This is a genomic window from Mycobacterium sp. (assembly GCF_019243155.1).
Classification (GTDB): Bacteria; Actinomycetota; Actinomycetes; order Mycobacteriales; family Mycobacteriaceae; genus Mycobacterium.
Genome location: NZ_JAFAUS010000189.1, coordinates 1 through 21,970 on the forward strand (window position 1 = coordinate 1; position 21,970 = coordinate 21,970).

Genomic DNA, 21,970 nt, shown 5'->3' on the forward strand with positions numbered 1-21,970 from the left:
GCTCGTCGCCGCGCTCGGCCGTCCAGCGGGGGGATTCGGGCATGTGTCGACGCTGATAGAGCACGAGCAGCGACGGGACGACGCCGAGCCCGAGGATGACCCGCCAGGCGAGGTGGTCGGGGACGCCGACGGCGAGCACGAGCACGCCGACCACATAGGCCGTCACTTGGCCGAACACGTAGAAGATGAACGTGAGCCCGACCAGCCGGCCGCGGTTCTGTCTGTTGGCGTATTCGGTCATGATGACGCCGCTGGCGGGATAGTCGCCCCCGATCCCCAGCCCGAGGATCAGCCGGCCGATCAGCATGACCGTGAAGTTCGGCGCCACAGCGGACACCAGGGCCCCGATGATCATCAGGACCGCCTCCAGGCCGTAGACACGCCGGCGCCCGAACAGATCACCGAGACGCCCGAATCCGAACGCGCCCACCGCCACGGCCAGCAGCGTGGAGCTCGTCAGCATCGAGACCTGGCCGCCGCTCAGGTGCAACTGCGGCGTAGCGAGCAGGATCACCGTACCGATGACGTTGAGATCGTAAGAGTCGGTGAAGAACCCGGCTCCGGCGATCGCCGCCGCTTTGAAGTGGAAGACGCCGAGCTCGGCGTCGTCGATGGACTTCGCGACACCGCCTTGAGCCGTCGCGGTCACAGGACTTGTCATGATAAGTACCGTTGAGCATGAACATGAAGCGTGTCAACAGCTCGGCGCCGCTATGGTGAGAATTCAAGTTCGGTTCACCTATAAGCCATTTCAGTAGCTGCGTAGCTCTTGCGCCCTATCGCAGACATGTATAGTCAAGTCTATGGCCATGGCATTGCACGAGATGATTGCCGAGAGCTTGCGTGAGCAGATCCGCATGGGAGATCTGCCGGTGGGTGCCCCGCTCCCGTCGGAATCCCAGCTCTGCGACCAGTGGAACTCGTCGCGCGGACCGGTGCGGCAGGCGCTGGCCACGTTGCGCGCCGAAGGAGTCATTGCCGGCGGCCGGGGCAAGCCGCCGGTGGTGCGGATGACCTCGGTCGGGCAGCCCTTCGACACGTTGCTGTCCTACTCGGCGTGGGCGCACTCTGCCGGGCATAAACCGGGACAGCGGACGCTCGAGTTGGCCCTGCGCCGAGCCGACGAGCACGCCGCATCGGTGCTTCGCATCGAGACGGGCACGCCGGTGGTGCAGGTGCTGCGGCTCCGCTATCTGGACGGCGAGCCCGCGATGCTCGAGCGCGCGACGTTCGTCGAGCACGTCGGCCGCCGGCTGTTCGATTTCGATTGTGACTCGGGGTCGCTCTGGGCGTATCTGCTGTCGCAAGGCGTGCAGTTCGCCACCGCCTCGCACGTCATCGACGCCGTCGCCGCCGATTCCGTCGACGCGGAGCATCTCGGTGTGCCCGAGGGCGCGCCGCTGCTGCGCCAACAGCGGACGGCGCGAAGCGCCGAGGGCGAGGTCCTCGAATACCACGACGACCGGTATCTGCCCGCGATCGTCAGCTTCACCCTGGAAAACACCTTGGATGCGCGCTGCGCCCTGACGCGCAACGCGAAACCCGGAATGGAGGCCATCGGATGACAACGGCAGCAACGGAACTCGTCGTGCTGGACATGGCGGGGACCACCATCGACGAGGGGCTGCAGGTCTACCGTGTGCTCGCCGAAACGGCGACCGCGCACGGTGGTTCGCCATCGGAGGCGGACATCGCGCGCTGGCACGGCGCGGCCAAGCACGAGGCGCTGCGGGCGCTGCTGACGTCACGCGGTGTACCGCCCAGCGATGACGTGCTGCACACGGTCGTGGCGGACTTCCGCTCCCGGTTGGTGGCCGCGTACGCCGACTCGCCGCCGCGGCCGCTGCCCGGTGTGCCCGAAGCGCTGGCCGACTTGCGCTCGGCGGGCATCCGCGTCGCGCTCACCACAGGTTTCGACCGCGACATCGTCGACTCGCTGTTGCGGGCGCTGGACTGGGAGGGCGATTCGGTCGTGGATGCCGTCGTCTGCGGTAGCGACGTGACCACCGGACGACCGGCGCCCTACATGATCTTCCACGCCATGGAGGCCCTGGCCGTCACCGATGTCGCGCGCGTGCTCGTCGCCGGCGACACCCCGCGCGACCTCGAGGCCGGAACCAACTCCGGCGCGGCGTATGTCGTGGGGGTCCTCTCCGGAGCCGGCGGCGCCGAAGAGCTTGGCGCGCACCGTCACACCCACTTACTGTCCTCGGTGGCCGAACTGCCCGCGCTACTGGGCGTACGCACCGCGGCGGTCAGCACATCGTGACGGAGCGGCCCGACAACACGGTCGCCGCCGTCTGGCGCGGGGGCGACGACATCACCCTGGAGTCGGTGCCGGTGCCTGCCCTTGGCTCTGGCGACGTCTTGGTGCGGGTACGGTTCGCCACCGTCTGCGGCAGCGACCGCCACACGGTCAGCGGGCGGCGCTCCCAACCGTGCCCGTCGATCCTCGGCCACGAAACCGTCGGCGAGATCGTCGCGATCGGCGAGCGCGCGTACGCCCTCGACGGCAGCCGGCTCCGCGCCGGGCAGCGCGTCATCTGGTCGGTGACGTTGCCCTGCGGCGCATGTGACCGCTGCCGGCGCGGCATCACCGCCAAGTGCCGCGCCGTGCGGAAGGCCGGTCACGAGGCGTTGGACTCCGACTGGGGGCTGTCCGGCGGCTACGCCCGCCATGTGCTGCTGCCGCGCGGGTTGCCGATCGCCGTCGTCGGTGACGAGCTCAGCGATGCGCTTGCCGCGCCCGCGGCCTGTGCGACGGCGACGGTCATGGCGGTCATCGAGCGTGCCGGATCGCTTGCCGGCCGGCACGTCGTCGTCGTGGGCGCCGGAATGCTCGGGCTCACCGCGGTGGCGGCCGCGGCCGAGGCCGGTGCGGCGGCCCTGACGGTTGTCGATCCAAGTAGCGCCAGAAGGGAATTGGCGCGGCAATTCGGCGCCACCGAAGTCCGTTCCGCGGCATCGGAAATGGTCGCGTCCGACGTGCTGCTCGAGTTCTCCGGTTCGTCGGCTGCGCTGCAGGACGGACTGGCCACGCTCGAGATCCAAGGCGTCGCGGTGCTCGCCGGTTCGGTCGCCCCGAACGGCACCATTGCGGTCGACCCGGAATCGGTGGTGCGCCGCCAACTATCCATCCATGGCGTGCACAACTACGAACCGCGACACCTCACTGCGGCACTGGATTTCCTGCAGCAGACCCGCGACCGCTTTCCGTGGGCGGACCTGGTGGCCGAACCCAAACCGCTGGAAGACATTGCCGACCTGCTGCGCAAGCCCGCCGGGCCCGTGCCGCGGGAGGCCATCGTCCTGGCCTAAACCAGTTGGCGCAGTTCCTCGATCAGCTTGACCCGTTCCGCCGGCGTGCCCGCGATGGGTACGACGTTGAGGGCGGTCACCCCGGCCTCACGGAACGCCGCCACGCGTTCCTTGACGAATTCGCGGCTGCCGATCAGGTTCACGTCGCGCACGAGATCGTCGGGCACAACCTTGGCGGCGCCGTCCTTGTCGCCGGCCAGGTAGAGCTCCTGGATCCGGTCGGCTTGCGGCCCATACCCGTATTTTGTGGCCAGGGCGTGGTAGAAGTTCTTGCCCTTGGCCCCCATGCCGCCGATGTAGAGGGCAAGATGGGGTTTCACGAATTCCCTTAGCGGCTCGACATTTTCGCCGATGGCCAGCACGGGCCCGGCGTACACGTCCAACTCGCCCAGCTGCGGGTCCCGCTTGGCGCGACCGTCGGCCAGGGCCTTGCCCCACACGTCCTGGGCCTTCTCGGGCAGGAAGAAGATCGGTTGCCAGCCCTCGGCGATCTCGGCAGCCAGCTCGACATTCTTGGGCCCCAGCGCGGCCACCAGCACCGGAATGCGTTCCCGGACAGGCTGATTGATGAGCTTGAGCGGTTTGCCCAGCCCGGTGCCCTGCTCGGCGGGCAGCGGGATCGTGTAGTGCTTGCCCTGATGTTTCAGCGTCTCGCGCCGCCACACCTGACGGCAGATGTCGATGACTTCGCGAGTGCGGGCGATCGGGGCGTCGTAGGGCACCCCGTGGAAGCCCTCGATGACCTGCGGACCGGAAGCACCCAGACCGAGGATGAACCGCCCGTCGGACACGTAGTCGAGACCGGCCGCGGTCATTGCGGTCAGGGTGGGCGTCCGGGTGTAGAGCTGCAAGATACCCGAGGCCAGCTCGACCCGCTCCGTGCTCGCCGCCAGGTAGCCGAGCGCGCTTACCGCGTCGAACGAATACGCCTCGGGGACAAAGACAATGTCCAATCCGGCGCGCTCGAGGTCGGCGACCTCGGCGGCCACGTCCCTGAAGCCGCCCGCGTAGTTGATGCCTAATCCAATTCGCATGTCCACTACTTCTACGCGGTGGCGAACTGTTCGGCCAACTCGAGCGCTTCCTGTTGGATCCGATCGAACTGGGCGCCCATCGCTTCGGACAACGCGGTCGCTCCCGACAGCGGTCGCACCATCACCATGAACTGATCGATCAGACCGTCGTCGTTGAAACGCAGGAAGTCGCAGCCGGTGACCTTCACACCCGGCACTGTCGCTATGCCGGTCTCGAACACCAACGCGTGGTCGCGCCCGTTGCCGTCGTGGATCTCCCGGATGTAGTGAAAGTCCTCGAAGATTCGCAACACGCCACGCAGGATCGCCGCGGTGATCGGCTTGCCGACGTAGGGCTTGAACGCCACCGGACTGGTGAACACGACGTCGTCGGCGAGCAGCGCCTGGATGCCCTTCTCGTCGCGCTCTTCGACTGCCTTGCGGAACGGATGCATCGGAGACCTCGCATAGTCAATTTGTTGAGTAGGTATGCGATCGACGCTAGATCGTAGGATGCCGGGTGTCCATAGTGGGGTTAGTCACTTTGTTGAATAGTCGCATCGTTGTAGCATCGACCGATGTCGCTGCGTGACGCGGTATTGGCCGCGCTCCTCGAGGGCGAGTCGTCCGGCTACGACCTGGCCAAGGATTTCGATGCCTCGGTCGCCAACTTCTGGATGGCCACCCCGCAGCAGCTGTATCGGGAACTCGACCGGCTCGCCGAGCAAGGCCTCATCCAGGCCCGGGTCGTGCAGCAAGAACGCCGGCCCAACAAGCGGATGTTCTCCCTGACCCCGGCCGGCCGCGACGCGATCCAGCAGTTCACCTCCCGGGCGCCGAAACCTTCGGTGATCCGTGACGAACTGATGGTCAAGGTCCAGGCCGCCGATGCAGGCAACGCTTCGGCCGTCCGGGAATTCATCGTCGAACGACTGCAGTGGGCGACGGCCAAGCTGCAGCGTTATGAGCGGTTGCGGACGCGCATGCTCGATGGCCGCACCGAGGGCGAATACCTGGACCAGACCGAACGCATCGGCCCCTACCTGACGCTCATGCGCGGAATATCGTTCGAAGAAGAAAACATTCGCTGGGCGAAGCGCGCGCTGGCCATGATGGACCGCCGCCTGCCCTCACGCCGAAAGTGATGTCACGCATCAGCTTTCGCGTCCGCACCTAGGGGTGTACAGCGGCAGTCGCACCGCTTATGTTAATTGTCGGTCACCGTTAATCGGTTGGCCTGCAACGGAACTGCGAATGAACAGAGGGAAAAATGCCGAAGGACAACCCGGACGAAGGTGAAGCCACAATCATCGTCGGCATGGCCGACGCTGCGATGCACATGTACTCCTCCACCATCGCCGCGTTGCCCGACGATGACGACGACGACTTCCGTCCGCGGGTCGAGGTGGTTCTCGCCGGGTTGCGCAAGCTGCAGAAGACGCTCACCGACGCCGCGGCGCGGGGCCGGCTCACTCCCCGGGTGGTCGTTGCGCTCAGCGAAGCTCGCAGGTGCTACGACGACCTGATGGAGCGCGCCGCTGCCGCACCCGGGTCCACGCTGGGCCAGCAACTCTACGTGGCACGACGCCGCGCGAAGCTGTCGGCGAAGGAAGCGGCCAACGGGGCCGGGCTACGCGCCGATCTGCTGGACGACCTGGAAGCCGGCGAGATCCCGACCGAGGATGAGGCGATCAAGGTCAAGGCATTGATCGAAGCGCTCAGCGGCGGCGCGCGCGTGCTCATCGAGGCTGAACACGAGCGGCCGCACGTCGAGTCGTTCGAAGAATCGATCGCCTAGTCGGAGTGCGCCGCGTCCCCGGGGTACTGCTGGCCGATCAGTTCGTCCGAGCCGACCTCGGGGACATTTCCGTCGCCGTTGGCCCCGCCGCGCTTTGCGGATTTCTTCTTCGTCGATTTCTCGGCCGCCGGCACGCCGGAGCGGACCTCGGCGTGGTGGCCGTTGGTCACCACACCGGCGGCCGCGCTCACCATTTCGATGGCCTTCTCGGTGTATACGCGGTAGCCGAAATTCGGTGTGTAGCCGTGAATTTCGGGCGTGTCGAGGTCACGCATGAACTGCAGTATGCCGCGGCTGAACAGCTGGCCGGGCACCAGCACCGGGAAGCCCGGAGGGTACGGCGTGACGTAGGTCGCCGACACGACGTCGATTCCCGCATCGAGCCGTTCGTCGATCTGCTCGCCCATCAGGTATTCGCAGGTGGTGTCGTCGTAGGAGAGGTAGAACCCCTTGCGGACGTCTCCTTCGGGCGTCGGCTCGCTGCCGCTGTGATCCAGGAACGCGGGGTGGAAGCCGCTGAAATCGGGTAGCGGCAAAGGCATTTCGGTGAGCCGGTAGACGGCCTTCGCGAAGTGTTCCCGTTCACCGAGGCTCATCTCCGAGATGTCCTGGTCGAGCTCGCGGGCGATGTTGACCAGCACCTCCACCAGGAAGGCGACCGAGCTGCGGGTGGTGCCGATGTTCGTCATGAACAGCACGCTGTTGCGCGAGGTCTTGTTGATCTGGATGCCGTAGCGGTCCATCAACTGCTGGCGTTTGAAGGTGTCGCCGTCATAGCCGGTTTGCCCGATGTACAACGTGATTCGCGACGGGTCCAGCACGAACTCGTCCTGCTCCCAGGCCGCCATCATGTTGCGCAGCCCCGAGCGCAGCGGTTGCTCGATGGCCGACGGCCGGTAGGTCTCGGGGATCAGATCGGACGTGCGAAGGCAACGCATGTACTTGCTGAGCAACGGGTGATTGTCGATCGCGTCGCGAAGCTGCATCGCGTTCTCGATCTGGCGCTGCACCAACTCCACGCCTTCCAGCGCGACCTGGCGCCGACCAAGGTCCAGCGACGCGAGGATCTGGTAGTTGGGCGACGTCGAGGTGTGGGCCATGTAGGCCTCGTGAAAGGGCTCGGCGACCTTTTGGTCGAAGTCCTGATCGTAGACGTGGATCATCGATCCCTGGCGCAGCGCGGTCAGCGTCTTGTGCGTCGACTGCGTGGCGTACACCCGCACCCGCGCCCGTGCCGGGTCGGGGACCAGGCGGCGTTCCAAAAGCTGGTCATCTGTAGGGGGTTTCGCGGTGTCAGCGGAGAGTTGCTCCTCGTAGCGGCGCATGTGGTCGGGATCCTGCAGCCGCTCGCGCAGCGCCGCTGCCGACGCCATCGCCGTGCGGTTCCGGTATACCGGGTGGAAGCGCGCGAACGCGAACCAGGCTTCGTCCCACAGGAAGACCAAGTCGGGCTTGATGGCGAGGCACTCTTCCATGACGCGCTGGACATCGTAGACGACTCCGTCGAAGGTGCAGTTCGTCAGCGACATCATCTTCACACGGTCGAGCTTGCCGGCACGCTTGAGCGCCAACAACTTCGACTTGATCTCGCTCAGCGGCACCGCGCCGTACATCGAGTAGTCGTTGAGCGGATACGCCTCGAGATAAACGACATTCGCTCCGGCCAGCATCATTCCGTAGTGATGCGACTGGTGGCAGTTGCGATCCAGCAGGACGATGTCGCCGGGCGCCACCAACGCCTGGGTGACGATCTTGTTGGCAGTCGATGTTCCGTTGGTGACGAAGTACGTGTGACGCGAGCCGTAGGCCTCCGACGCGAGCTGCTGCGAATCCCGTAGCGGCCCAGTCGGTTCGAGCAGCGAGTCAAGGCCACCGCAGGTTGCCGACGTCTCGGCCATGAACACGTCGAGGCCATAGAAGCCCACCATGTCCTTGATCCAGTGCGAGTTGACGATCGACTTGCCCTGCGAAATCGGCAGTGCGTGAAAGACTCCGGTAGGCCGGTGGCTGTACTGCTTGAGCGCGCTGAAGAACGGGGTGCGGTAGCGGGCGGCGACACCGTGCAGGATCGACAGGTGCAGCTCCAGCATGCCTTCCCGGGCGTGGAACACCCGGCGGAAGTACTGGCCGAGCCGTCCGGCGATGTCCTCGACGTCGATCTCGGTCATCAGGTAAAGGTCGAGTTCGGGCCGCAACTTGCTCAGCGATACCGCCAGGATCTGCGCGCGCTCCTCGGGCGACTGGTGATCGTTGAGCTCGTGCGTCACGTCGGTGTCGACGAATTCCGACAGGGACTCGAGGTCCCGGATCGACTGGTGCGAGAAGCGCCGCCGGATCACGACCGCCTGCAGGTTGACGTTGAGCCGCGCCGCGATCAGGGCCTCGTCCCCGCTGGCGACCACGACGAGTTCGTAGACGAATTCGTCGTCCGGGCGCCGCCATTTGCGAACCTCGTTGCGCAGCGCGCGTTCCTGGTCCTCGGTCATCTTCTCGACGACGAGCACCTCGAAATAGGGGCGGTCACGCTGGGCCGCCGGTTGGTGTTCGAGCAACTGCCGCGGGTCGGCCGGGAACATGTCCAGCTCGTCGCTACCGGCGGTGTCGACATCACCCGAGCGGTACGACTCCGTGGTGAGCGCTCGGTTCACCTGGGCCACCGCCTGGCAGAACTTGTCGTAGCTGCCGGCCGCGAAAAGCCGCTGAATCCGGGCGAATTGCGGCGAACCGGGATAAGCCCAGTAGGGCTCGAGCGAGCCCAGGCGGGTCAGTAACTCCTGACAGTTCGCGATGCACTTCTCCTTCAGCGCACCTTCGGTCGTCGGGCGCGTCAGCCGATCGGCGGCTTCCTCCAACCGGCACCAGGAGTCGCTGCGGACCTGCCACAGGCTGTTGTAAGCGCGCAAGTGTTCGGTCATGGCCGCCCTTTCTCGAGTTGCGGCGACTCCGCGTCACGGAGCGTCGCTCAAGGGTTTCAGAGCCAGTGCGACCGCTGGTGGACGTAAGACGAACAGAGGGTGTCTAGCCGATTACGTCGCCCGCGCCCGGGCGTATCGCTTAACGTTCCCGGGTCGCCGAGAAGAATTTGGTGCGCAACAGTCGGTCGAAGACCGTCGGCAATTCGTGAAAGGGTCGGCCATATTCATTGGCCGCTCTGTCCACCAAGTCGATGCCCGCGACCTTCCAATGCCGTTCGGCGAGAAAATCTTTGGTGTCGATGCGCGGATCGTCGTACCACAATTCGGCAACCGGCGGATGGTCGCTGTCCTGGCTGATGGTGGGCACGTTGTCGGCGAACTCCCGGATTTCGCCCGGCGCCGGCCCGAGTTCGGCCGCGATATGGCTTCCGACGGCCGACATACCGTGCAGCCGCTCGAACAGTGCATCCTGGGCGGGGCCAGGCAGATACGGCAACAAGCCCTCCAGCGCCCACGCGGTCGGTTGGCCGGGATCGAAGCCCGCCTCGATGAGGGCGGCCGCCCAGTCATCGCGCAGGTCGACGGCGACGGTGACACGTCGGGTCGATGGCACCGCGCGCCGGGTGTCCAGGACCTGTTGCTTGAATTCCAGCACTTGCGGCTGGTCCACTTCGAAAAGCGTGCAGCCCGAGGGCCATTCCAACCGGTAGGCCCGCGAATCCAACCCGGCCGCCAGGATCACTGCCTGCCGCGTTCCCGACCGGGCGGCGCGGGTGAAGTAGTCGTCGAAGAACTGTGTGCGCACCCCCACCCACTGCGCGTTGAATGCGGCCGCGCTGGTCATGTCGGTATCGGCCACGGCCGCAATCAGATTCGGCTCACCGGCGGCGGTGACGAAACCGGCGGCGAAGGGGTCGTTGGCCAGGGGCGGGTCGAGCCCGGCGTCGAGGGCACGCGCCGCACAGACCGCCAGTGCCGTGAAGCCGACACTCGTCACGATGTCCCAGGTGTCGCCGGCAGTTCGCGGCATCAAAGCTCCCATCACGGTTGTCCCGCAGAATTTCGTTCGCGTAGCTAAAAAGATCGTACGCCGGTGCCCGCCGGCGTGCATCGTGGCCAGTGACCGTCAGTCCTGTGCGGCGGCAATCGCGTCGGTCCCGAGCAGCTCGCCCAACTGGGCCGCCGAATAGCGGCCCGGCCCGTGGCCGTTTCGCGCCGTCTCGCGTGCCGCCCGTGCCAACGCGGCATTGAGCGGTGCGGCGATGCCGTGCTGGTGCGCGATGCGAACGATCTCCCCGTTGAGGAAGTCGGTCTCGACGTTGCCGGTGTTGCGGCTCAAGGACTGCCAGGTCGAATTGCTCGCCCCGGCGTCCCAGCCAGGTATGGGACGTATCTTCGGGCCATCGGTCCGCGCCGCCGTCGACGTCTCGAAAGAGACGAATTCGATTCCCGCATGCCGTAACACGGATTCGCCCTCGCGGCGCAGCGCGTCCACCAGCCGGCCGGACTCGGCCGGTTCGGCCGACAGCGCGCCCACGGCGTTGCCCAGGTTACTGAGTAGCTTGTTGTACTTCCACGGCACGACGTCATCGGGCAGGCGTACCACGATGCCCGCCGCGGTCCACTTTTCCGCGAGGCACGTCAGAAAGACGCTGTCGGCGCCGGTGCTGGTCGATGCCGGCCAGCGTCCAATGTGGAACTGGCCGACCACCGGCCAGGACCGCACAATCACCTCGCCGGGCTCGAGGTGCACCGCGGGCAACCAGACACACACACCGAAGACCCGCCGGAAATAGCGCAGCGCCTTTTGCTCGGCGGCGACGCCGTTGAGCGCCGTCATCGCCGGCAGCAGATCGCCCGCGGTCCCGACCGTGCCATCCGGGCCGTGCACCGGCTCGTCCACCCATTCCTGCAGGGCGGCGTCGAGTTGCTGGGTCTTCGTTGTGAAGACCAGCACATCGCGCTCGCTCAATCGCACCTCGCCCGGCCCCGACGCCGCGCTGACCGCCGTGTGAAAGGTGCCGTCGGGCGTCCGCAGCATCATCCCCGTACTCGCCAGGGCCTCCGCGTGCCGGCCGCGCGCGACCAAGACGACGGGAATTCCCGCCCGGGCCAACGCTCCACCCACGGTGCCGCCGATGGCACCTGCGCCGATGATCACGTATCGGTGGTCGTCTCGAGAAGCCAATCGCCACACGCCTTCCAGGATTTGGGCCATAACGCTATGCGCGAGATTACTTCTGATCGCCGAGATCTGCCGTTGCGGGCGGTAGCGTTGGTCACAGATATGACCGAGTACGTTTCCCCCTCGACGGGCCGGCGGGTGCGGGCCATTCTCTTCGACACGTTCGGGACGGTCGTCGACTGGCGGTCGGGAATCTCCGATGCGGTCGGGCGGTTCGCGCGGCGACACCAGATCGCGCTGTCGGCTGATGACTTCGCGATCGACTGGCGCAGCCGGTACCTGCCCTCGATGGCCGAGGTGATTATGCGGCGGCGGGAATTCGTTTCGCTGGACACTCTGCACCGGGAGAACCTCGAGGCGTCGTTGAGTGAGATCGGCCTTGATTCCGCGGCGTTGCCCGACGACGATCTGGAGGCGCTCGCCCGGTCGTGGCGCTGGCTGCCGCCGTGGCCGGACAGCGTCGACGGGATCGCCGCCATCAAGAAGCACGCCATCGTCGGGCCGCTGTCCAACGGCAACACCGGGCTGCTGGTGGACATGGCGAAACACGCGGGGCTGCCCTGGGACGTCGTCCTGGGCTCGGACATCAGCCGCGCCTACAAACCCGACCCGGTCGCCTACCGGACACCGGCGCACCTGTTGGGCCTCGATGCCGGGGAGGTGATGCTGATAGCGGCCCACAATGGCGACCTGGAGGCGGCGAAGAACAGCGGGCTGGCAACGGGATTCGTCGCACGACCGTCCGAAAGCGGACCGGATCAGACGACCGACCTGGCACCCTCGGGAGCCTGGGACGTCTCCGGGTCAACGCTGACCGAGCTGGCCGAACTGCTCTACGGCTGAGAGTTTCGGATCCGGCTGCGCGGATGCGGTGGCCACCGGCCGGATCTCCTATACCTCAAGTGCCATTTGGTGTTTCGTTCTCCCTGGCTCATTTCCGACAGTTTTCGCTACCCCGCTCGCTCTGCGGCCCGCGACCGACGGATTTAGATTGACTGCGCCACAGCCCGGCGCCGGACAGGAGTGCACCATGCCATTACCGACCGATGAGAAGCTGCTGGAACTCAGTGACAAGCTGCTCGCGGGGTTCGCCAAGATCTTCGGCGAGCATCCAGGGATCCGTCCGGCCCACGGCAAGGGCATCCTGCTCCAGGGAACCTTCACACCCACCGCCAGTGCCGCCGATCTGTCAATCGCTCAACATCTTCAACAGGCTTCAACGCCGGTTCTCGTGCGTTTCTCGGATTCGACCGGATTGCCGACCATTCCAGACACCGATCCCAACAGTCTCCCCAAGGGAATCGCCATCCGCTTCGTGCTGGGCGAGCACGTGCACACCGACGTCATCGCCCATTCGGCCGACGCCTTCCCGGCCCGCACCGGCGAGGAATTCCTTGAATTCTTGGAGGCGCTTGCGACCAGCGATCCGGCCAATCCGGCGGGCTCGCCGCTGGAAGCCTTCCTCGGCTCGCACCCGGCTGCGCTGAATTTCGTTCAGCCCAAACCGTTTCCGGCCAGCTTCGCGCGAGAATCGTACTTCGGTTTGAACGCGCTGAAGTTCAGCAACGCGGTGGGTGAGAGCAGATTCGGGCGCTACCGCATAACCCCGGACGCGGGGACCGAGTACCTCGACGAGGCCGCGGTGCAGTCCAAGGACGACGACTACCTGTTCACCGAGATCGTCGAGCGCATCGCGTCCGCACCCGCCGGCCTGAACCTGGCGGTGCAGCTGGCCTCCGACGGCGATGAGGTCAACGACATCACCGTGCACTGGTCAGCCGACCGCGAGGTAAAAGAGCTGGGAACCATCGAACTGACCACCCCGGTCGCCGACAACGCATCCGAGCAGAAGCAGATCATCTTCGACCCGATTCCCCGGCTGGCCGGAATCGAGCCGTCCGACGATCCCCTGCTGGAGCTGCGCGCCGCGCTGTACCTGATCAGCGGACGCCGGCGGCGCGCGGCCTGAAGCGAGCCCATGGCGGCGGTTCGGGAATGACGCAGGTCCCGCCCGAGTTGGTGTAGTCGATGAAGTTTCTGTTGATCACGCTCATCACTCATGTTCCGGATCCGGTGTCGGGTGAGAAGCGCAGCCCCGCCGAGCGGCTGCGCGATGTTCTCGACAAGGCGGTGCTTGCCGAAGAATTGGGTTTCGACGGCTTCGCGGTGGGCGAGCGCCACGAGGACCCGTTCATCTCGTCGTCCCCGCCGGTCGTGTTGAGCAACATCGCGGCACGAACATCGAAAATCAGTCTGTTCACCGGGGTTACGACGCTGAGCCTGCTCGACCCGGTCCGCGCCTTCGAGGACTATTCGACGCTGGACAACCTATCCGGCGGGCGGCTCGAGCTGATCATCGGCAAGGGTAACGGCGCGGCGCAAGCGCAGTTGTTCCACGTGACCACCGCCGACCAATGGGACCGCAATCGCGAAGGCTATGAACTGTTCCGGCTGCTATGGGAAAGCGAAGACGTGACGTGGTCCGGCCGCTTTCGGCCATCGCTGGTCAACGCCAAGGCGCTTCCGCGGCCGCTGCAGAGCCGAATTCGAATCTGGCACGGCAGCGCAACGAGCAAAGACTCCGTCGACCTGGCCGCCCGGCACTGCGACCCGATCTTCTCCGCCAACGTCAGCAACTCGATCGAACCCTATGCCGAGCTGGTGCGTCACTACCGTCAGCGCTGGGAGTCCTACGGCCACCGACCCGAGGACGCCTTGGTCGGTGCCGGAACGGCCGGCTTCTACGTCACGCGGACATCACAGGAAGCGGTCTTTACCTATCGGCCGATGTTCGAGGCGCGCCTGGCGTTCGCCCGCCGAGTCAAGCTTCCGGTGGTATTCGAATCGATCGAGGACTTCGTCGAACGCAGTTCGGCCCTAATCGGCAGCCCCGAGCAGGTGATCGACAAGGTCGGTCGCTATCACGAGCAGTTGGGGCACGAGGTAATGCACCTGTCCGCCGATGCCGACGGCGTGACAGCCGACCAGCAACGTCGCAGCCTCGAACTGTTCCAGTCCGAGGTTGCGCCCGTCCTGCGCAAGACGATCCCCAGTCGGCCGCTCGTCGCAGAGCATGCCATCAAAGAGGTTGTGGGATAAAAACTTTGAGAGCCCAGCGCCGTCAGGCGGCCGCGGTTGGCACGGTCGTTACGACGGTCACTTCGGAATGAACGTGGCCGCAGGCGCCGCACTTGACTTCGTACTCGAGCTTATTGTCACCGTGGTCTAGGAATCGGTACTCGGCCCAGGCCGCGCACCGCGGGCACCTCGCGCGTCCGCTTTCCACTGCCATCTGACTGATGCCCCTTCTTCCGGCGACAACGTATGGCAGCAAATACCCCGCGCAATCCCGGTTCAATCATCGATTGCGGTTATGGCGTCGGTAGAGATCTACTTCCAGGCGAACACCGGCTGCTCGAGTTCGTCGACCGGGTCGTGGCGGCCTTCCAGACACAGCCAGCGCAGCTGCAGCAACACCGCACCGGTCGGTGCGTGGATGAGGTCGTTTCCCAATGGGATTTGGACGACCGGCCGTGGGCTCTCCGGGATGGCGATGAACCGGGGCGAATCCTCGCGCTGCAGCTGATGCAGGCCGACCCGGTAGACGGCGACGACCTCGTCCGGCGCGGGGCGAGGGTCGAGCCGGCCGCCTCCCCAGATCACCACCGGGGTGATGACATATCCGGATCGGGTCGGGTAGTCGTCGAGCAGCCCCAGCACCGTCGATGCGGGGAGTTCGATGCCCACCTCCTCGTGCAGTTCCCGCAAGGCGGCATCGACGGCGTTCTCGCCCGGGTCCAGACGCCCCCCGGGTAGCGCCCATTGCGCCGGATGCGACGCGAGGCGGGATGTCCTGCGGCACAGAAGAAACGCGGCGCCACCGGACACGTCGATCATTCGGCCGTCGAGCCCCGGCTCCGGCATCGCCCGACCCCCGATCCAGTCGTCCACCGGCGCTGGATCCACCCTGTCCTCCCCGACCCGCGAGTCGACCAACACCACGGCCACGGCCGCGTGCCGCTTGCTGGGGTCGGTCACGACGCGACGGTCATGACCGGTCAGGTTTGTCCGGATCCGCTCGCACAGCGTCTCTTGATAGGGGATGGTCACCGCGCAAGCCTATTCGGACGACGCCCCCGCTTTAGGCGTCCCTGTGATCCAGCGAACTGTGCCGGCGATCGTTTCCCTAGGTATAGTTTGCTATATTCAGCGGGCGGCGGCACGGCTCGCCGATCCGGTCACCGAGATCATCCGCGAGGCAGCCTTGGCAACGACGACCCGGTCATCGAGAGCGACGATCGTCGTCGTCTCCGCCGCGGCTTTTCTGGCCAGCCTGGATCTGTTCATCGTCAACATCGCCTTCCCCGTCATCCGCAAAGCCTTCGATACCGCCGACCTCGGCGCGATGTCGTGGGTCCTGAACGCCTATACCCTCGTCTTCGCGGCTTTTCTGAACCCGGCGGGCCGGCTCGGCGACCGTTACGGGCACCGCCAAGTCTTCCTGTCGGGTCTGGCCGTCTTCACCCTCGGCTCGGCCGCCTGCGGGCTGGCCGCATCGTTCGTCATGCTGGTCGCCTCCCGCGTCGTCCAGGCACTGGGCGCCGCGATGCTGATGCCGAGTTCGCTCGCCCTGCTGATGGCCGCCGTGCCGGCGGCGCGGCGTGCCGTCGCCGTGAGCACCTGGTCGGCCGTGGCCGCGATGGCTGCGGCGCTGGGCCCCCCGGTGGGTGGCATGCTGGTCGGTTTGTCTTGGCGCTGGATCTTTTTCGTCAACCTGCCCGTCGGGCTGCTCGCTCTCGCGGTCGGTCCTCGGGTGCTCGCCAAGACCGCCGCGACCGGCAGTGGAATTCCCGATCTGTTCGGCGCGCTGAGCCTGGTGCTCGGTGTCGCGGCGTTGGTGTGGGCGCTGATCGAGTTGCCCCTGGCGGGTGGCGACGCCGCGAAGGTGGCTGTCGCCGTCGTCGGTGCTGCCGTCGCGATTGCGGTCGCGGTCTGGCGCTCACTGCGGCATCCATCGCCTGCATTGGATCTCGCCGCCCTGCGGGTGCTGCCGATGTGGTCGAGTTGCCTGGCGCTCTTACTGTTTGCCGCGGCGTTCGCCGCGATGCTGCTGGGCAGCGTCATGCTCCTCACCACCGTGTGGGGCATGACGCCGGCGGCGGCCGGCTTGTGTCTGTCGCCGGGCCCGGCCGTCGTCGTGATCGTGTCGCTGACGTTGGCCGGCCGGCTGATCGGCCGAGCCGGCGTCGGCGCCGTCGCCGCGGCTGGCGCCACGCTATACGTACTGGGAGTCGTCGTCTGGCTGTTTCGCGTCGGACCCCAGCCCGACTACGTCGCCGATTTCCTAACCGGGCCAACTGCTGACAGGGGCCGGGGTGGGGCTTGTTCTCCCGAGCCTTTCCTCGGTCGCCGGGTTGGCGCTGCCTTCCCATCGATGGGGCGCGGGATCGGGTGCGATCAACACGGCCCGGCAGTTGGGCACCGTCCTGGGCACCGCGATCCTCACGATGATCTATCAACCCACCATCGACCTGGCGACCATCCGAAGCGGGTGGGGGTTCGTCGCCACGGCCGCGGGCGCCGCCGCACTGATCGCCGCGATGCTGGCCGTGTGGTGGAAGACGTCCGACCAAGACGCGTCGCCCGCATGGTCAACGGCAACGGCGGATGGTTAACTGCGACTGTGCGACGAGAACCGGTGCTGGCGCGGCGCTTCTTCGACCGATTCGAGCCGGTGCACGCGGTGACCTATTTCGCGCCGGAGGCGCGTGCGGCCTTCGACGGTCTCGGTTACCGCGGGTTCTGGATGGGCTACTTCGCCGCCCGGTCCGCCCCGCTCGGCATTGCACCGTGCCAGGTGGTGACCGCCATTTTCTACAACTTCGCCCCCGAGCGGGTGGCGAAGGCGCTGCCGGCCGCGTGGCAGATCGCGGGCCCGGAAGCGGCGCTGCATGCACGGCAGGAATCGGCAGTCGCCGCGCTGCGCCGCTACGGCCTTGGCCCCGATGAAAACGTCTGTGTCGCAGCGGAACTAGCGGGCAAGGCGGCGCGCAGAGCTCCACTGGACGGGCGCCCGCTCTTTGCCGCGAACCTGGCCCTGCCGTGGCCGGACGATCCGCTGGCCGCGCTCTGGCACGCGACCACCCTGCTGCGTGAGCACCGCGGCGACGCTCACGTGGCGGTGCTGGCCGCCTCGGGCATCTCCGGCCGCGAGTCCAACGTGTTGCACGCCGCCGCGGGCAGCGTCCCTCGGGACTACATCGCGCGCACGCGTGACTACGACGAGGCCGCATGGCGTCAGTACGAACAGCGGCTTGCCGAGCGTGGCCTGCTCGACGGCGACGGGTCGTTGACGGCGGCAGGCCGAGACCTGAAGGACCACATCGAGTCGAGGACGGACACGGTCGCCCTGTCCGCGCTCGACGCGTTAAGCGACGACGAGGTGGAGACGCTGTTCGCGGCGCTGACCCCGATCACCCGCGCCGTGGTCGGCGGCGGCGATGTCCCCGCTCTGTCGCCAATGGGACTGCGTCGCAACGAATTGCACGACGACAGCGCACATTTGGCCGGGACCGCGCCGACTGAGCCGAAACCATGAGCGGCCAGCGAGTCCCCGGCGGGGTCGTGCACAAGTTGCCCACGGACCTGCGGGAATCGTTGCTCGCCAACGCCACCGCACTGGCCGCGTGGAAGGACATCACGCCGCTGGCCCGCAACGAGTTCATCTGTTGGGTCGAGGATGCCAAGCAAGACGCGACCCGAACGCGCCGCATCCGCCGGACCCAGGAGGAACTGGAGGAGGGCATGCGCCGGCCCTGCTGTTGGCCGGGCTGCAAGCACCGCGAGCGCACCGGCAGATGACCTACCGGGCCCGCGGCTTGTAGAACACCAGACCGTTGCCCTTGTTGTCGTACACCACGGCACGCCGTTCGTGCGCGTCGTCGTACGGACCCTTCACGATGCCGCCGCCGCTGGCCTCGACCGCCTTCGCCGCCCCGTCGACATCAGCGGTCTTGATACCGACGACGACCTGCCCGGGGATCGGATGGTCCACCGCGGTCGCCAGCGCGAGGGTGACCGGTCCGCCGTCGAGGGCGGCGAAGTGCGCGCCGTCGCGAAACTTCAACGACATTCCCAAGGTCTCGCTGTAAAACCGGATCGACTCATCCAGGTCGTCGGTCGACAAGATGACCATTTTGACTTCTTGCTCGCTCATGGCGTTCAGCCTAAGGGCGCGGAAGAATGGGATTCCGTGGATGCACACAGCGCCGTTTACGCCCACTTCCGCCGGCTGCACGACGAGGGGTGCTTTCTGATCCCGAACCCGTGGGACGCCGGCACCGCCGTCGCGCTGGCGTCACTGGGTTTCCCCGCACTGGCCACCACGAGCGCGGGTTTCAGTTTCTCGAAGGGTCTGCCCGACTCGCTGGCGGTGCTCTCCGTCGACGACGCACTGCGCCACATCACCGACATCGTCGAGGCGGTCTCGCTGCCCGTCAACGCCGACTTTCAGGCCGGGTACGCCGGGGACCTCGACGAGATGGCCCGCAATGTGACGAGATGCGTGGCCACCGGAGTGGCCGGGCTGTCGATCGAAGACGCCACCGGCGACGCCCAAGAGCCGCTGTTTGAATTGTCGGAGGCCGCCGAACGGATAGCGGCCGCCCGCTCGGCCATCAACGAATCCGGCGTCGACGTCGTCCTGACCGGGCGTGCCGAATGCTTCCTGTACGACCACCCCGACCCCCTCTCCGAGTCCATCAGGCGTCTGCAGACATACGCCGATGCGGGTGCAGAGGTGCTGTTCGCGCCGGGAATCCGTGCGCGCGAAGACATTGCGACCCTGGTCGACGCGGTCCGTCCGTTTCCCGTCAACGTGTTGATGGCGAACCACACCGGGCTGACGACCACCGACCTGGCTCAGTTGGGGGTGCGACGCATCAGTGTCGGTTCGGCACTGAGCAGGGTGACGTGGGGAGCGTTTCTCAATGCCGCGCGAGAGATGCTGGGCGCAGGCACTTTTCAACCACTAGCCGGAGGCGCCAGCTTCGCGGAACTCAACGAGCTGTTCAGTTCGGCGAGTGGGCCCTCGTAATCGACTGAGTGTCAACGTAATCCATTGGCGGCCCGTCACCGCGCGCGCCGTCGCGATCGGCCACTGCAGTCGCAAGTGCCATGCCGCCCTGCATTCTGCCGACGACAACGACTCTGTCGTTGACGGTGAAATGCCCTGCGGTGGCAAGAGGTTGACGTCCACGACTGGTGATGACGGTGGTGTTCGGGGTGACCAGATACGTCTGGGTGAAACCGTCGGCGCTGCGCGTGGTCACGGAACCGGGCGTCACGGCGACCACGGTTCCCTCCTGACTGACCGGTTGTGACACCGACGGGGATTCCTGCGTAGCCACCACCGTTCGCTTCTCGGGCTGAGCCCCGTGGAGATTGAGCGCCAGCGCCGTAACGCACGCCGCGCACACCATCGAGCCCGTGACGATGTCACAAACTCTTGCGACACCGTAGATCTTGCGCCGCGCCGCTGGTTCGGCCGGCGGCGCTTGTCGCTCCAGCGACTCGGGCATGCGGTGTTTGGCGCCCACGACAGTCCCTCCCGCGGTCCTGCACGGAAGGACTTCGGCGCCTACCGATTCAGGACGTTGGCGTGGAATTACCCCCCGCGCTACGGCGGTAAACAGCGCGGGATGATACGGCCGTGTCGCCGGGCCGTCAGCCCTTCGTCAGGGTGAACTGCGCGACGTCCGTGTAGCCCTCGCGGAACAGGTCGGCGCAGCCGGTCAGATATCTCATGTACCGGTCGTAGACCTCTTGGGACTGGATGGCGATGGCCTCGTCGCGCCGCGCCTCAAGGGCGGCCGACCAGTTGTCGAGGGTGCGGGCGTAGTGCAGGCGCAGCGGCTGGACCAGCTTCACACCGAAGCCGGCACGCTCGGCGTGGGTCACGACGCCCTTGGCCTGTGGCAGGTCCCCGCCCGGGAAGATCTCGTCCATGATGAATTTCATGAACCGCAGCTTGCTCATGGTGATGGGCAGGCCGCGTTCGGCGAACTCTTCGTCGCTGGGCTTGATGATGGTGTGCAGCATCATCACGCCGTCGGCCGGGAGGGCCTCGTAGGCCATCTTGAAGAAGTCGTCGTAGCGGTCGCGCCCGAAGTGCTCGAAGGCGCCGATCGACACGATGCGGTCGACCTTTTCGTCGAACTGTTCCCAACCCTGCAGCAGCACCCGCTTGCTTCGCGCGGACGGATGCTCGTCCAGGCGCTGCTGGACGTGCGCCTGCTGGTTGCGGCTCAGCGTCAGGCCGACGACGTTGGCGTCGTAACGCTCGAGCGCACGGACGATCGTCGTGCCCCACCCACAGCCGATGTCGAGCAGCGTCATGCCGGGTTTCAGCCCGAGCTTGCCCAGCGAGAGGTCGACCTTTGCGAATTGCGCCTCTTCGAGCGTCATGTCGTCGCGCTCGAAATACGCGCAGCTATAGGTGCGCGTCGGGTCCAGGAAAAGCGCGAAGAATTCGTCGGATAGGTCGTAGTGCGCCTGTACGTCCTCGAAGTGCGGTTCCAAGCTGACCGTTTCGCTCTGTTCTTCGGGCAAGGCACAACCTTCGACGTGGATTTCTATTGGGCTTAGCGGCGTGCGACCGGCCCCCCGATCTACGCACTAGCCGACCATTGTATCCGGCCGGCAAGCAGGGACTTCGTGACGAGTTGCCCTCGAGCGCCGCCGGTTTCTGCGACGACGGCAAACCCGCTGCCGCGCAAACCAACTCGCAAAACGCCCCACATCGCACCTGTTACGCCGGCACGGTAGCGGGTAAGCCCAGGCCACATGCATCGGTTGACTGGTTCCGTCGCCGTGCGACACCATGACCCAAACCACGATGGTCACCGAGAGGTGGGGAGTCTTCAATGGCCGACATCACCATGCTGATCCTCGCCGACCATGACTGGTTCCGCGAACAATTCGCCAGGCTGGACTACCTGCAAGCGCAGACCACCGTCGACCAGGCCGCACTGCGCCGGGTGTGGCGTCCCCTGGCCGACAAGCTGGACGTACACGCCTACGTCGAAGAGAAGCTCTTCTATCCGCAACTGCTGAAACGCGGGTCCGGGAACGCGGAGGGCGAGACGCTCGACGCCATCGGCGATCACAACGACATCCGGGACGGGGTGCGCGCCGCCAATGCGGCGCAGGTGGGCACCGATCAATGGTGGGACGCCGTCGGCCGCACCCGGGTGGCCAACGATGACCACATGGGCGAGGAGGAACGCGAGGGACTTTCCGATTTCCGTCGCAACGCCCCCATCGGTCTTCGCGAGGCTCTCGGTCGGCAGTACAGCGACTTCATGGCCGAGCATCCCACCACCGAGGGGCTGGAGATCACCGATCGTGACCCCGAAGGCTACGTCGAGAGCATCGAGGGCGCTCCGCAGTCCAAGCCGAAGGACTTTTCGCTTCGCATCGGCAGTCTGAAAGGCCAGTGAGTTTCGCCTGCGGGCCGCGGGCGACGTGAGGTCGATCACCGCGCGGCCTGAGTGGGCGATGACCGCCAGATGCCGCCGGCGGTCACGCGATCGAACCGGCATCTGCTGGTAATCGCCATCTTCCGACCGCAGCGTTCTCGATCTGGTTGAGTCGCTACGATCGGCCACCAATCGATTCGACGAAGAGGCCGGTTGGGAGCGCAACTTGTTCGGCCAGCGAAAGTTCTGGGTACGCAATCCTC

Annotated in this window: 22 protein-coding genes and 1 pseudogene; 13 read left to right on the top strand and 10 right to left on the bottom strand. The window is 66.2% G+C overall.

Annotation, left to right across the window (positions count from 1 at the left end):
* Window positions 1-661 (bottom strand): MFS transporter (locus tag JOZ00_RS09190; RefSeq protein WP_293342811.1); only part of this gene is annotated, 661 nt, incomplete at its 3' end.
* Window positions 662-803: 142 nt separating this feature from the next.
* Here JOZ00_RS09190 and JOZ00_RS09195 point away from each other — a divergent pair.
* From JOZ00_RS09195 to JOZ00_RS09205, 3 genes are read left to right on the top strand one after another with little or no spacing between them, the layout of a single operon-like run.
* Window positions 804-1,565: a GntR family transcriptional regulator gene (locus JOZ00_RS09195; RefSeq protein ID WP_293342814.1), complete on the top strand. Its 762-nt coding sequence runs from the start codon at window positions 804-806 to the stop codon at window positions 1,563-1,565.
* The gene (locus JOZ00_RS09200; RefSeq protein WP_293342817.1) at window positions 1,562-2,269 is read left to right on the top strand and encodes a phosphonatase-like hydrolase; all 708 of its coding nucleotides are present in this window, start codon (window positions 1,562-1,564) and stop codon (window positions 2,267-2,269) included. Before JOZ00_RS09195 ends, JOZ00_RS09200 begins: the two co-directional genes overlap by 4 nt.
* Entirely contained in the window at window positions 2,266-3,318 is a 1,053-nt protein-coding gene (locus tag JOZ00_RS09205; RefSeq protein WP_293342820.1) for a zinc-binding dehydrogenase, read from the top strand. The genes JOZ00_RS09200 and JOZ00_RS09205 overlap by 4 nt, the downstream gene beginning before the upstream one ends.
* Here the strand turns inward: JOZ00_RS09205 and JOZ00_RS09210 are convergent.
* Together JOZ00_RS09210 and JOZ00_RS09215 are read right to left on the bottom strand one after the other, a co-directional pair.
* The gene (locus JOZ00_RS09210) at window positions 3,315-4,352 is read right to left on the bottom strand and encodes an LLM class F420-dependent oxidoreductase (protein WP_293342822.1); all 1,038 of its coding nucleotides are present in this window, start codon (window positions 4,350-4,352) and stop codon (window positions 3,315-3,317) included. The two genes, JOZ00_RS09205 and JOZ00_RS09210, sit on opposite strands and share 4 nt — an antisense overlap.
* Before the next feature lie 11 nt (window positions 4,353-4,363).
* On the bottom strand, window positions 4,364-4,786 hold the full coding sequence (locus JOZ00_RS09215; protein WP_293342825.1) for a nuclear transport factor 2 family protein: 423 nt from the start codon (window positions 4,784-4,786) through the stop codon (window positions 4,364-4,366).
* Window positions 4,787-4,909: 123 nt separating this feature from the next.
* On the opposite strand from JOZ00_RS09215, the gene JOZ00_RS09220 reads away from it, so the two are divergent.
* Window positions 4,910-5,476: a PadR family transcriptional regulator gene (locus JOZ00_RS09220; protein WP_293342827.1), complete on the top strand. Its 567-nt coding sequence runs from the start codon at window positions 4,910-4,912 to the stop codon at window positions 5,474-5,476.
* 173 nt (window positions 5,477-5,649) lie between these two features.
* On the top strand, window positions 5,650-6,129 hold the full coding sequence (locus JOZ00_RS09225; RefSeq protein ID WP_293342829.1) for an XRE family transcriptional regulator: 480 nt from the start codon (window positions 5,650-5,652) through the stop codon (window positions 6,127-6,129).
* On the opposite strand, the gene JOZ00_RS09230 is transcribed toward JOZ00_RS09225, so the two are convergent.
* From JOZ00_RS09230 to JOZ00_RS09240, 3 genes are all read right to left on the bottom strand, one after another.
* Window positions 6,126-9,044, bottom strand: coding sequence for an ornithine decarboxylase (locus JOZ00_RS09230; protein ID WP_293342832.1), 2,919 nt, complete (start codon window positions 9,042-9,044; stop codon window positions 6,126-6,128). The genes JOZ00_RS09225 and JOZ00_RS09230 overlap by 4 nt on opposite strands.
* Before the next feature lie 139 nt (window positions 9,045-9,183).
* On the bottom strand, window positions 9,184-10,074 hold the full coding sequence (locus JOZ00_RS09235; RefSeq protein WP_293342835.1) for an SAM-dependent methyltransferase: 891 nt from the start codon (window positions 10,072-10,074) through the stop codon (window positions 9,184-9,186).
* A gap of 96 nt (window positions 10,075-10,170) precedes the next feature.
* Window positions 10,171-11,232: a 2-dehydropantoate 2-reductase N-terminal domain-containing protein gene (locus JOZ00_RS09240; protein WP_293342838.1), complete on the bottom strand. Its 1,062-nt coding sequence runs from the start codon at window positions 11,230-11,232 to the stop codon at window positions 10,171-10,173.
* A gap of 99 nt (window positions 11,233-11,331) precedes the next feature.
* Here JOZ00_RS09240 and JOZ00_RS09245 point away from each other — a divergent pair, with 99 nt between their 5' ends.
* The 3 genes from JOZ00_RS09245 to JOZ00_RS09255 all read left to right on the top strand — a co-directional run bounded on the left by JOZ00_RS09245 (window position 11,332) and on the right by JOZ00_RS09255 (window position 14,328).
* Window positions 11,332-12,072: a haloacid dehalogenase type II gene (locus JOZ00_RS09245; protein WP_293342841.1), complete on the top strand. Its 741-nt coding sequence runs from the start codon at window positions 11,332-11,334 to the stop codon at window positions 12,070-12,072.
* A gap of 187 nt (window positions 12,073-12,259) precedes the next feature.
* Window positions 12,260-13,198: a catalase family peroxidase gene (locus tag JOZ00_RS09250; protein WP_293342844.1), complete on the top strand. Its 939-nt coding sequence runs from the start codon at window positions 12,260-12,262 to the stop codon at window positions 13,196-13,198.
* A gap of 59 nt (window positions 13,199-13,257) precedes the next feature.
* On the top strand, window positions 13,258-14,328 hold the full coding sequence (locus JOZ00_RS09255; protein WP_293342847.1) for an LLM class flavin-dependent oxidoreductase: 1,071 nt from the start codon (window positions 13,258-13,260) through the stop codon (window positions 14,326-14,328).
* 291 nt (window positions 14,329-14,619) lie between these two features.
* On the opposite strand, the gene JOZ00_RS09260 is transcribed toward JOZ00_RS09255, so the two are convergent.
* On the bottom strand, window positions 14,620-15,339 hold the full coding sequence (locus JOZ00_RS09260; protein ID WP_293342850.1) for a CoA pyrophosphatase: 720 nt from the start codon (window positions 15,337-15,339) through the stop codon (window positions 14,620-14,622).
* Here JOZ00_RS09260 and JOZ00_RS09265 point away from each other — a divergent pair.
* The 3 genes and pseudogenes from JOZ00_RS09265 to JOZ00_RS09275 form a co-directional block, all read left to right on the top strand.
* A pseudogene (locus tag JOZ00_RS09265) lies at window positions 15,332-16,477 on the top strand (MFS transporter); the annotation flags it as partial. The gene JOZ00_RS09260 and the pseudogene JOZ00_RS09265 sit on opposite strands and share 8 nt — an antisense overlap.
* Window positions 16,478-16,912: 435 nt before the next feature.
* Window positions 16,913-17,827: a hypothetical protein gene (locus tag JOZ00_RS09270; RefSeq protein ID WP_293342869.1), complete on the top strand. Its 915-nt coding sequence runs from the start codon at window positions 16,913-16,915 to the stop codon at window positions 17,825-17,827.
* Window positions 17,824-18,090, top strand: a complete 267-nt coding sequence (locus JOZ00_RS09275; protein WP_293342853.1) for a YdeI/OmpD-associated family protein — start codon at window positions 17,824-17,826, stop codon at window positions 18,088-18,090. The genes JOZ00_RS09270 and JOZ00_RS09275 overlap by 4 nt, the downstream gene beginning before the upstream one ends.
* A gap of 1 nt (window position 18,091) precedes the next feature.
* Here JOZ00_RS09275 and JOZ00_RS09280 read toward each other — a convergent pair whose 3' ends face one another.
* Entirely contained in the window at window positions 18,092-18,445 is a 354-nt protein-coding gene (locus JOZ00_RS09280; RefSeq protein ID WP_293342856.1) for a VOC family protein, read from the bottom strand.
* A 36-nt stretch (window positions 18,446-18,481) separates the two neighbouring features.
* On the opposite strand from JOZ00_RS09280, the gene JOZ00_RS09285 reads away from it, so the two are divergent.
* Window positions 18,482-19,324: an isocitrate lyase/phosphoenolpyruvate mutase family protein gene (locus JOZ00_RS09285; protein ID WP_293342858.1), complete on the top strand. Its 843-nt coding sequence runs from the start codon at window positions 18,482-18,484 to the stop codon at window positions 19,322-19,324.
* Here JOZ00_RS09285 and JOZ00_RS09290 read toward each other — a convergent pair.
* Both JOZ00_RS09290 and JOZ00_RS09295 read right to left on the bottom strand, forming a co-directional pair.
* Entirely contained in the window at window positions 19,299-19,826 is a 528-nt protein-coding gene (locus JOZ00_RS09290) for a hypothetical protein (protein WP_293342861.1), read from the bottom strand. The two genes, JOZ00_RS09285 and JOZ00_RS09290, sit on opposite strands and share 26 nt — an antisense overlap.
* A gap of 127 nt (window positions 19,827-19,953) precedes the next feature.
* On the bottom strand, window positions 19,954-20,838 hold the full coding sequence (locus JOZ00_RS09295) for a cyclopropane mycolic acid synthase family methyltransferase (RefSeq protein WP_293342864.1): 885 nt from the start codon (window positions 20,836-20,838) through the stop codon (window positions 19,954-19,956).
* 314 nt (window positions 20,839-21,152) lie between these two features.
* On the opposite strand from JOZ00_RS09295, the gene JOZ00_RS09300 reads away from it, so the two are divergent.
* Window positions 21,153-21,728: a hemerythrin domain-containing protein gene (locus JOZ00_RS09300; protein WP_293342867.1), complete on the top strand. Its 576-nt coding sequence runs from the start codon at window positions 21,153-21,155 to the stop codon at window positions 21,726-21,728.
* The last annotated feature ends 242 nt before the right edge of the window (window positions 21,729-21,970 follow it).

What these genes read in the sequence shown, in the direction of transcription:
- JOZ00_RS09195 (WP_293342814.1), top strand. Translation starts at nt 804, where the DNA reads ATGGCCATGGCATTGCACGAGATGATTGCCGAGAGCTTGCGTGAGCAG.
- JOZ00_RS09200 (WP_293342817.1), top strand. Translation starts at nt 1,562, where the DNA reads ATGACAACGGCAGCAACGGAACTCGTCGTGCTGGACATGGCGGGGACC.
- JOZ00_RS09210 (WP_293342822.1), bottom strand. Translation starts at nt 4,352, where the DNA reads ATGCGAATTGGATTAGGCATCAACTACGCGGGCGGCTTCAGGGACGTG.
- JOZ00_RS09215 (WP_293342825.1), bottom strand. Translation starts at nt 4,786, where the DNA reads ATGCATCCGTTCCGCAAGGCAGTCGAAGAGCGCGACGAGAAGGGCATC.
- JOZ00_RS09220 (WP_293342827.1), top strand. Translation starts at nt 4,910, where the DNA reads ATGTCGCTGCGTGACGCGGTATTGGCCGCGCTCCTCGAGGGCGAGTCG.
- JOZ00_RS09225 (WP_293342829.1), top strand. Translation starts at nt 5,650, where the DNA reads ATGGCCGACGCTGCGATGCACATGTACTCCTCCACCATCGCCGCGTTG.
- JOZ00_RS09230 (WP_293342832.1), bottom strand. Translation starts at nt 9,044, where the DNA reads ATGACCGAACACTTGCGCGCTTACAACAGCCTGTGGCAGGTCCGCAGC.
- JOZ00_RS09235 (WP_293342835.1), bottom strand. Translation starts at nt 10,074, where the DNA reads ATGCCGCGAACTGCCGGCGACACCTGGGACATCGTGACGAGTGTCGGC.
- JOZ00_RS09245 (WP_293342841.1), top strand. Translation starts at nt 11,332, where the DNA reads ATGACCGAGTACGTTTCCCCCTCGACGGGCCGGCGGGTGCGGGCCATT.
- JOZ00_RS09250 (WP_293342844.1), top strand. Translation starts at nt 12,260, where the DNA reads ATGCCATTACCGACCGATGAGAAGCTGCTGGAACTCAGTGACAAGCTG.
- JOZ00_RS09255 (WP_293342847.1), top strand. Translation starts at nt 13,258, where the DNA reads ATGAAGTTTCTGTTGATCACGCTCATCACTCATGTTCCGGATCCGGTG.
- JOZ00_RS09275 (WP_293342853.1), top strand. Translation starts at nt 17,824, where the DNA reads ATGAGCGGCCAGCGAGTCCCCGGCGGGGTCGTGCACAAGTTGCCCACG.
- JOZ00_RS09280 (WP_293342856.1), bottom strand. Translation starts at nt 18,445, where the DNA reads ATGAGCGAGCAAGAAGTCAAAATGGTCATCTTGTCGACCGACGACCTG.
- JOZ00_RS09300 (WP_293342867.1), top strand. Translation starts at nt 21,153, where the DNA reads ATGGCCGACATCACCATGCTGATCCTCGCCGACCATGACTGGTTCCGC.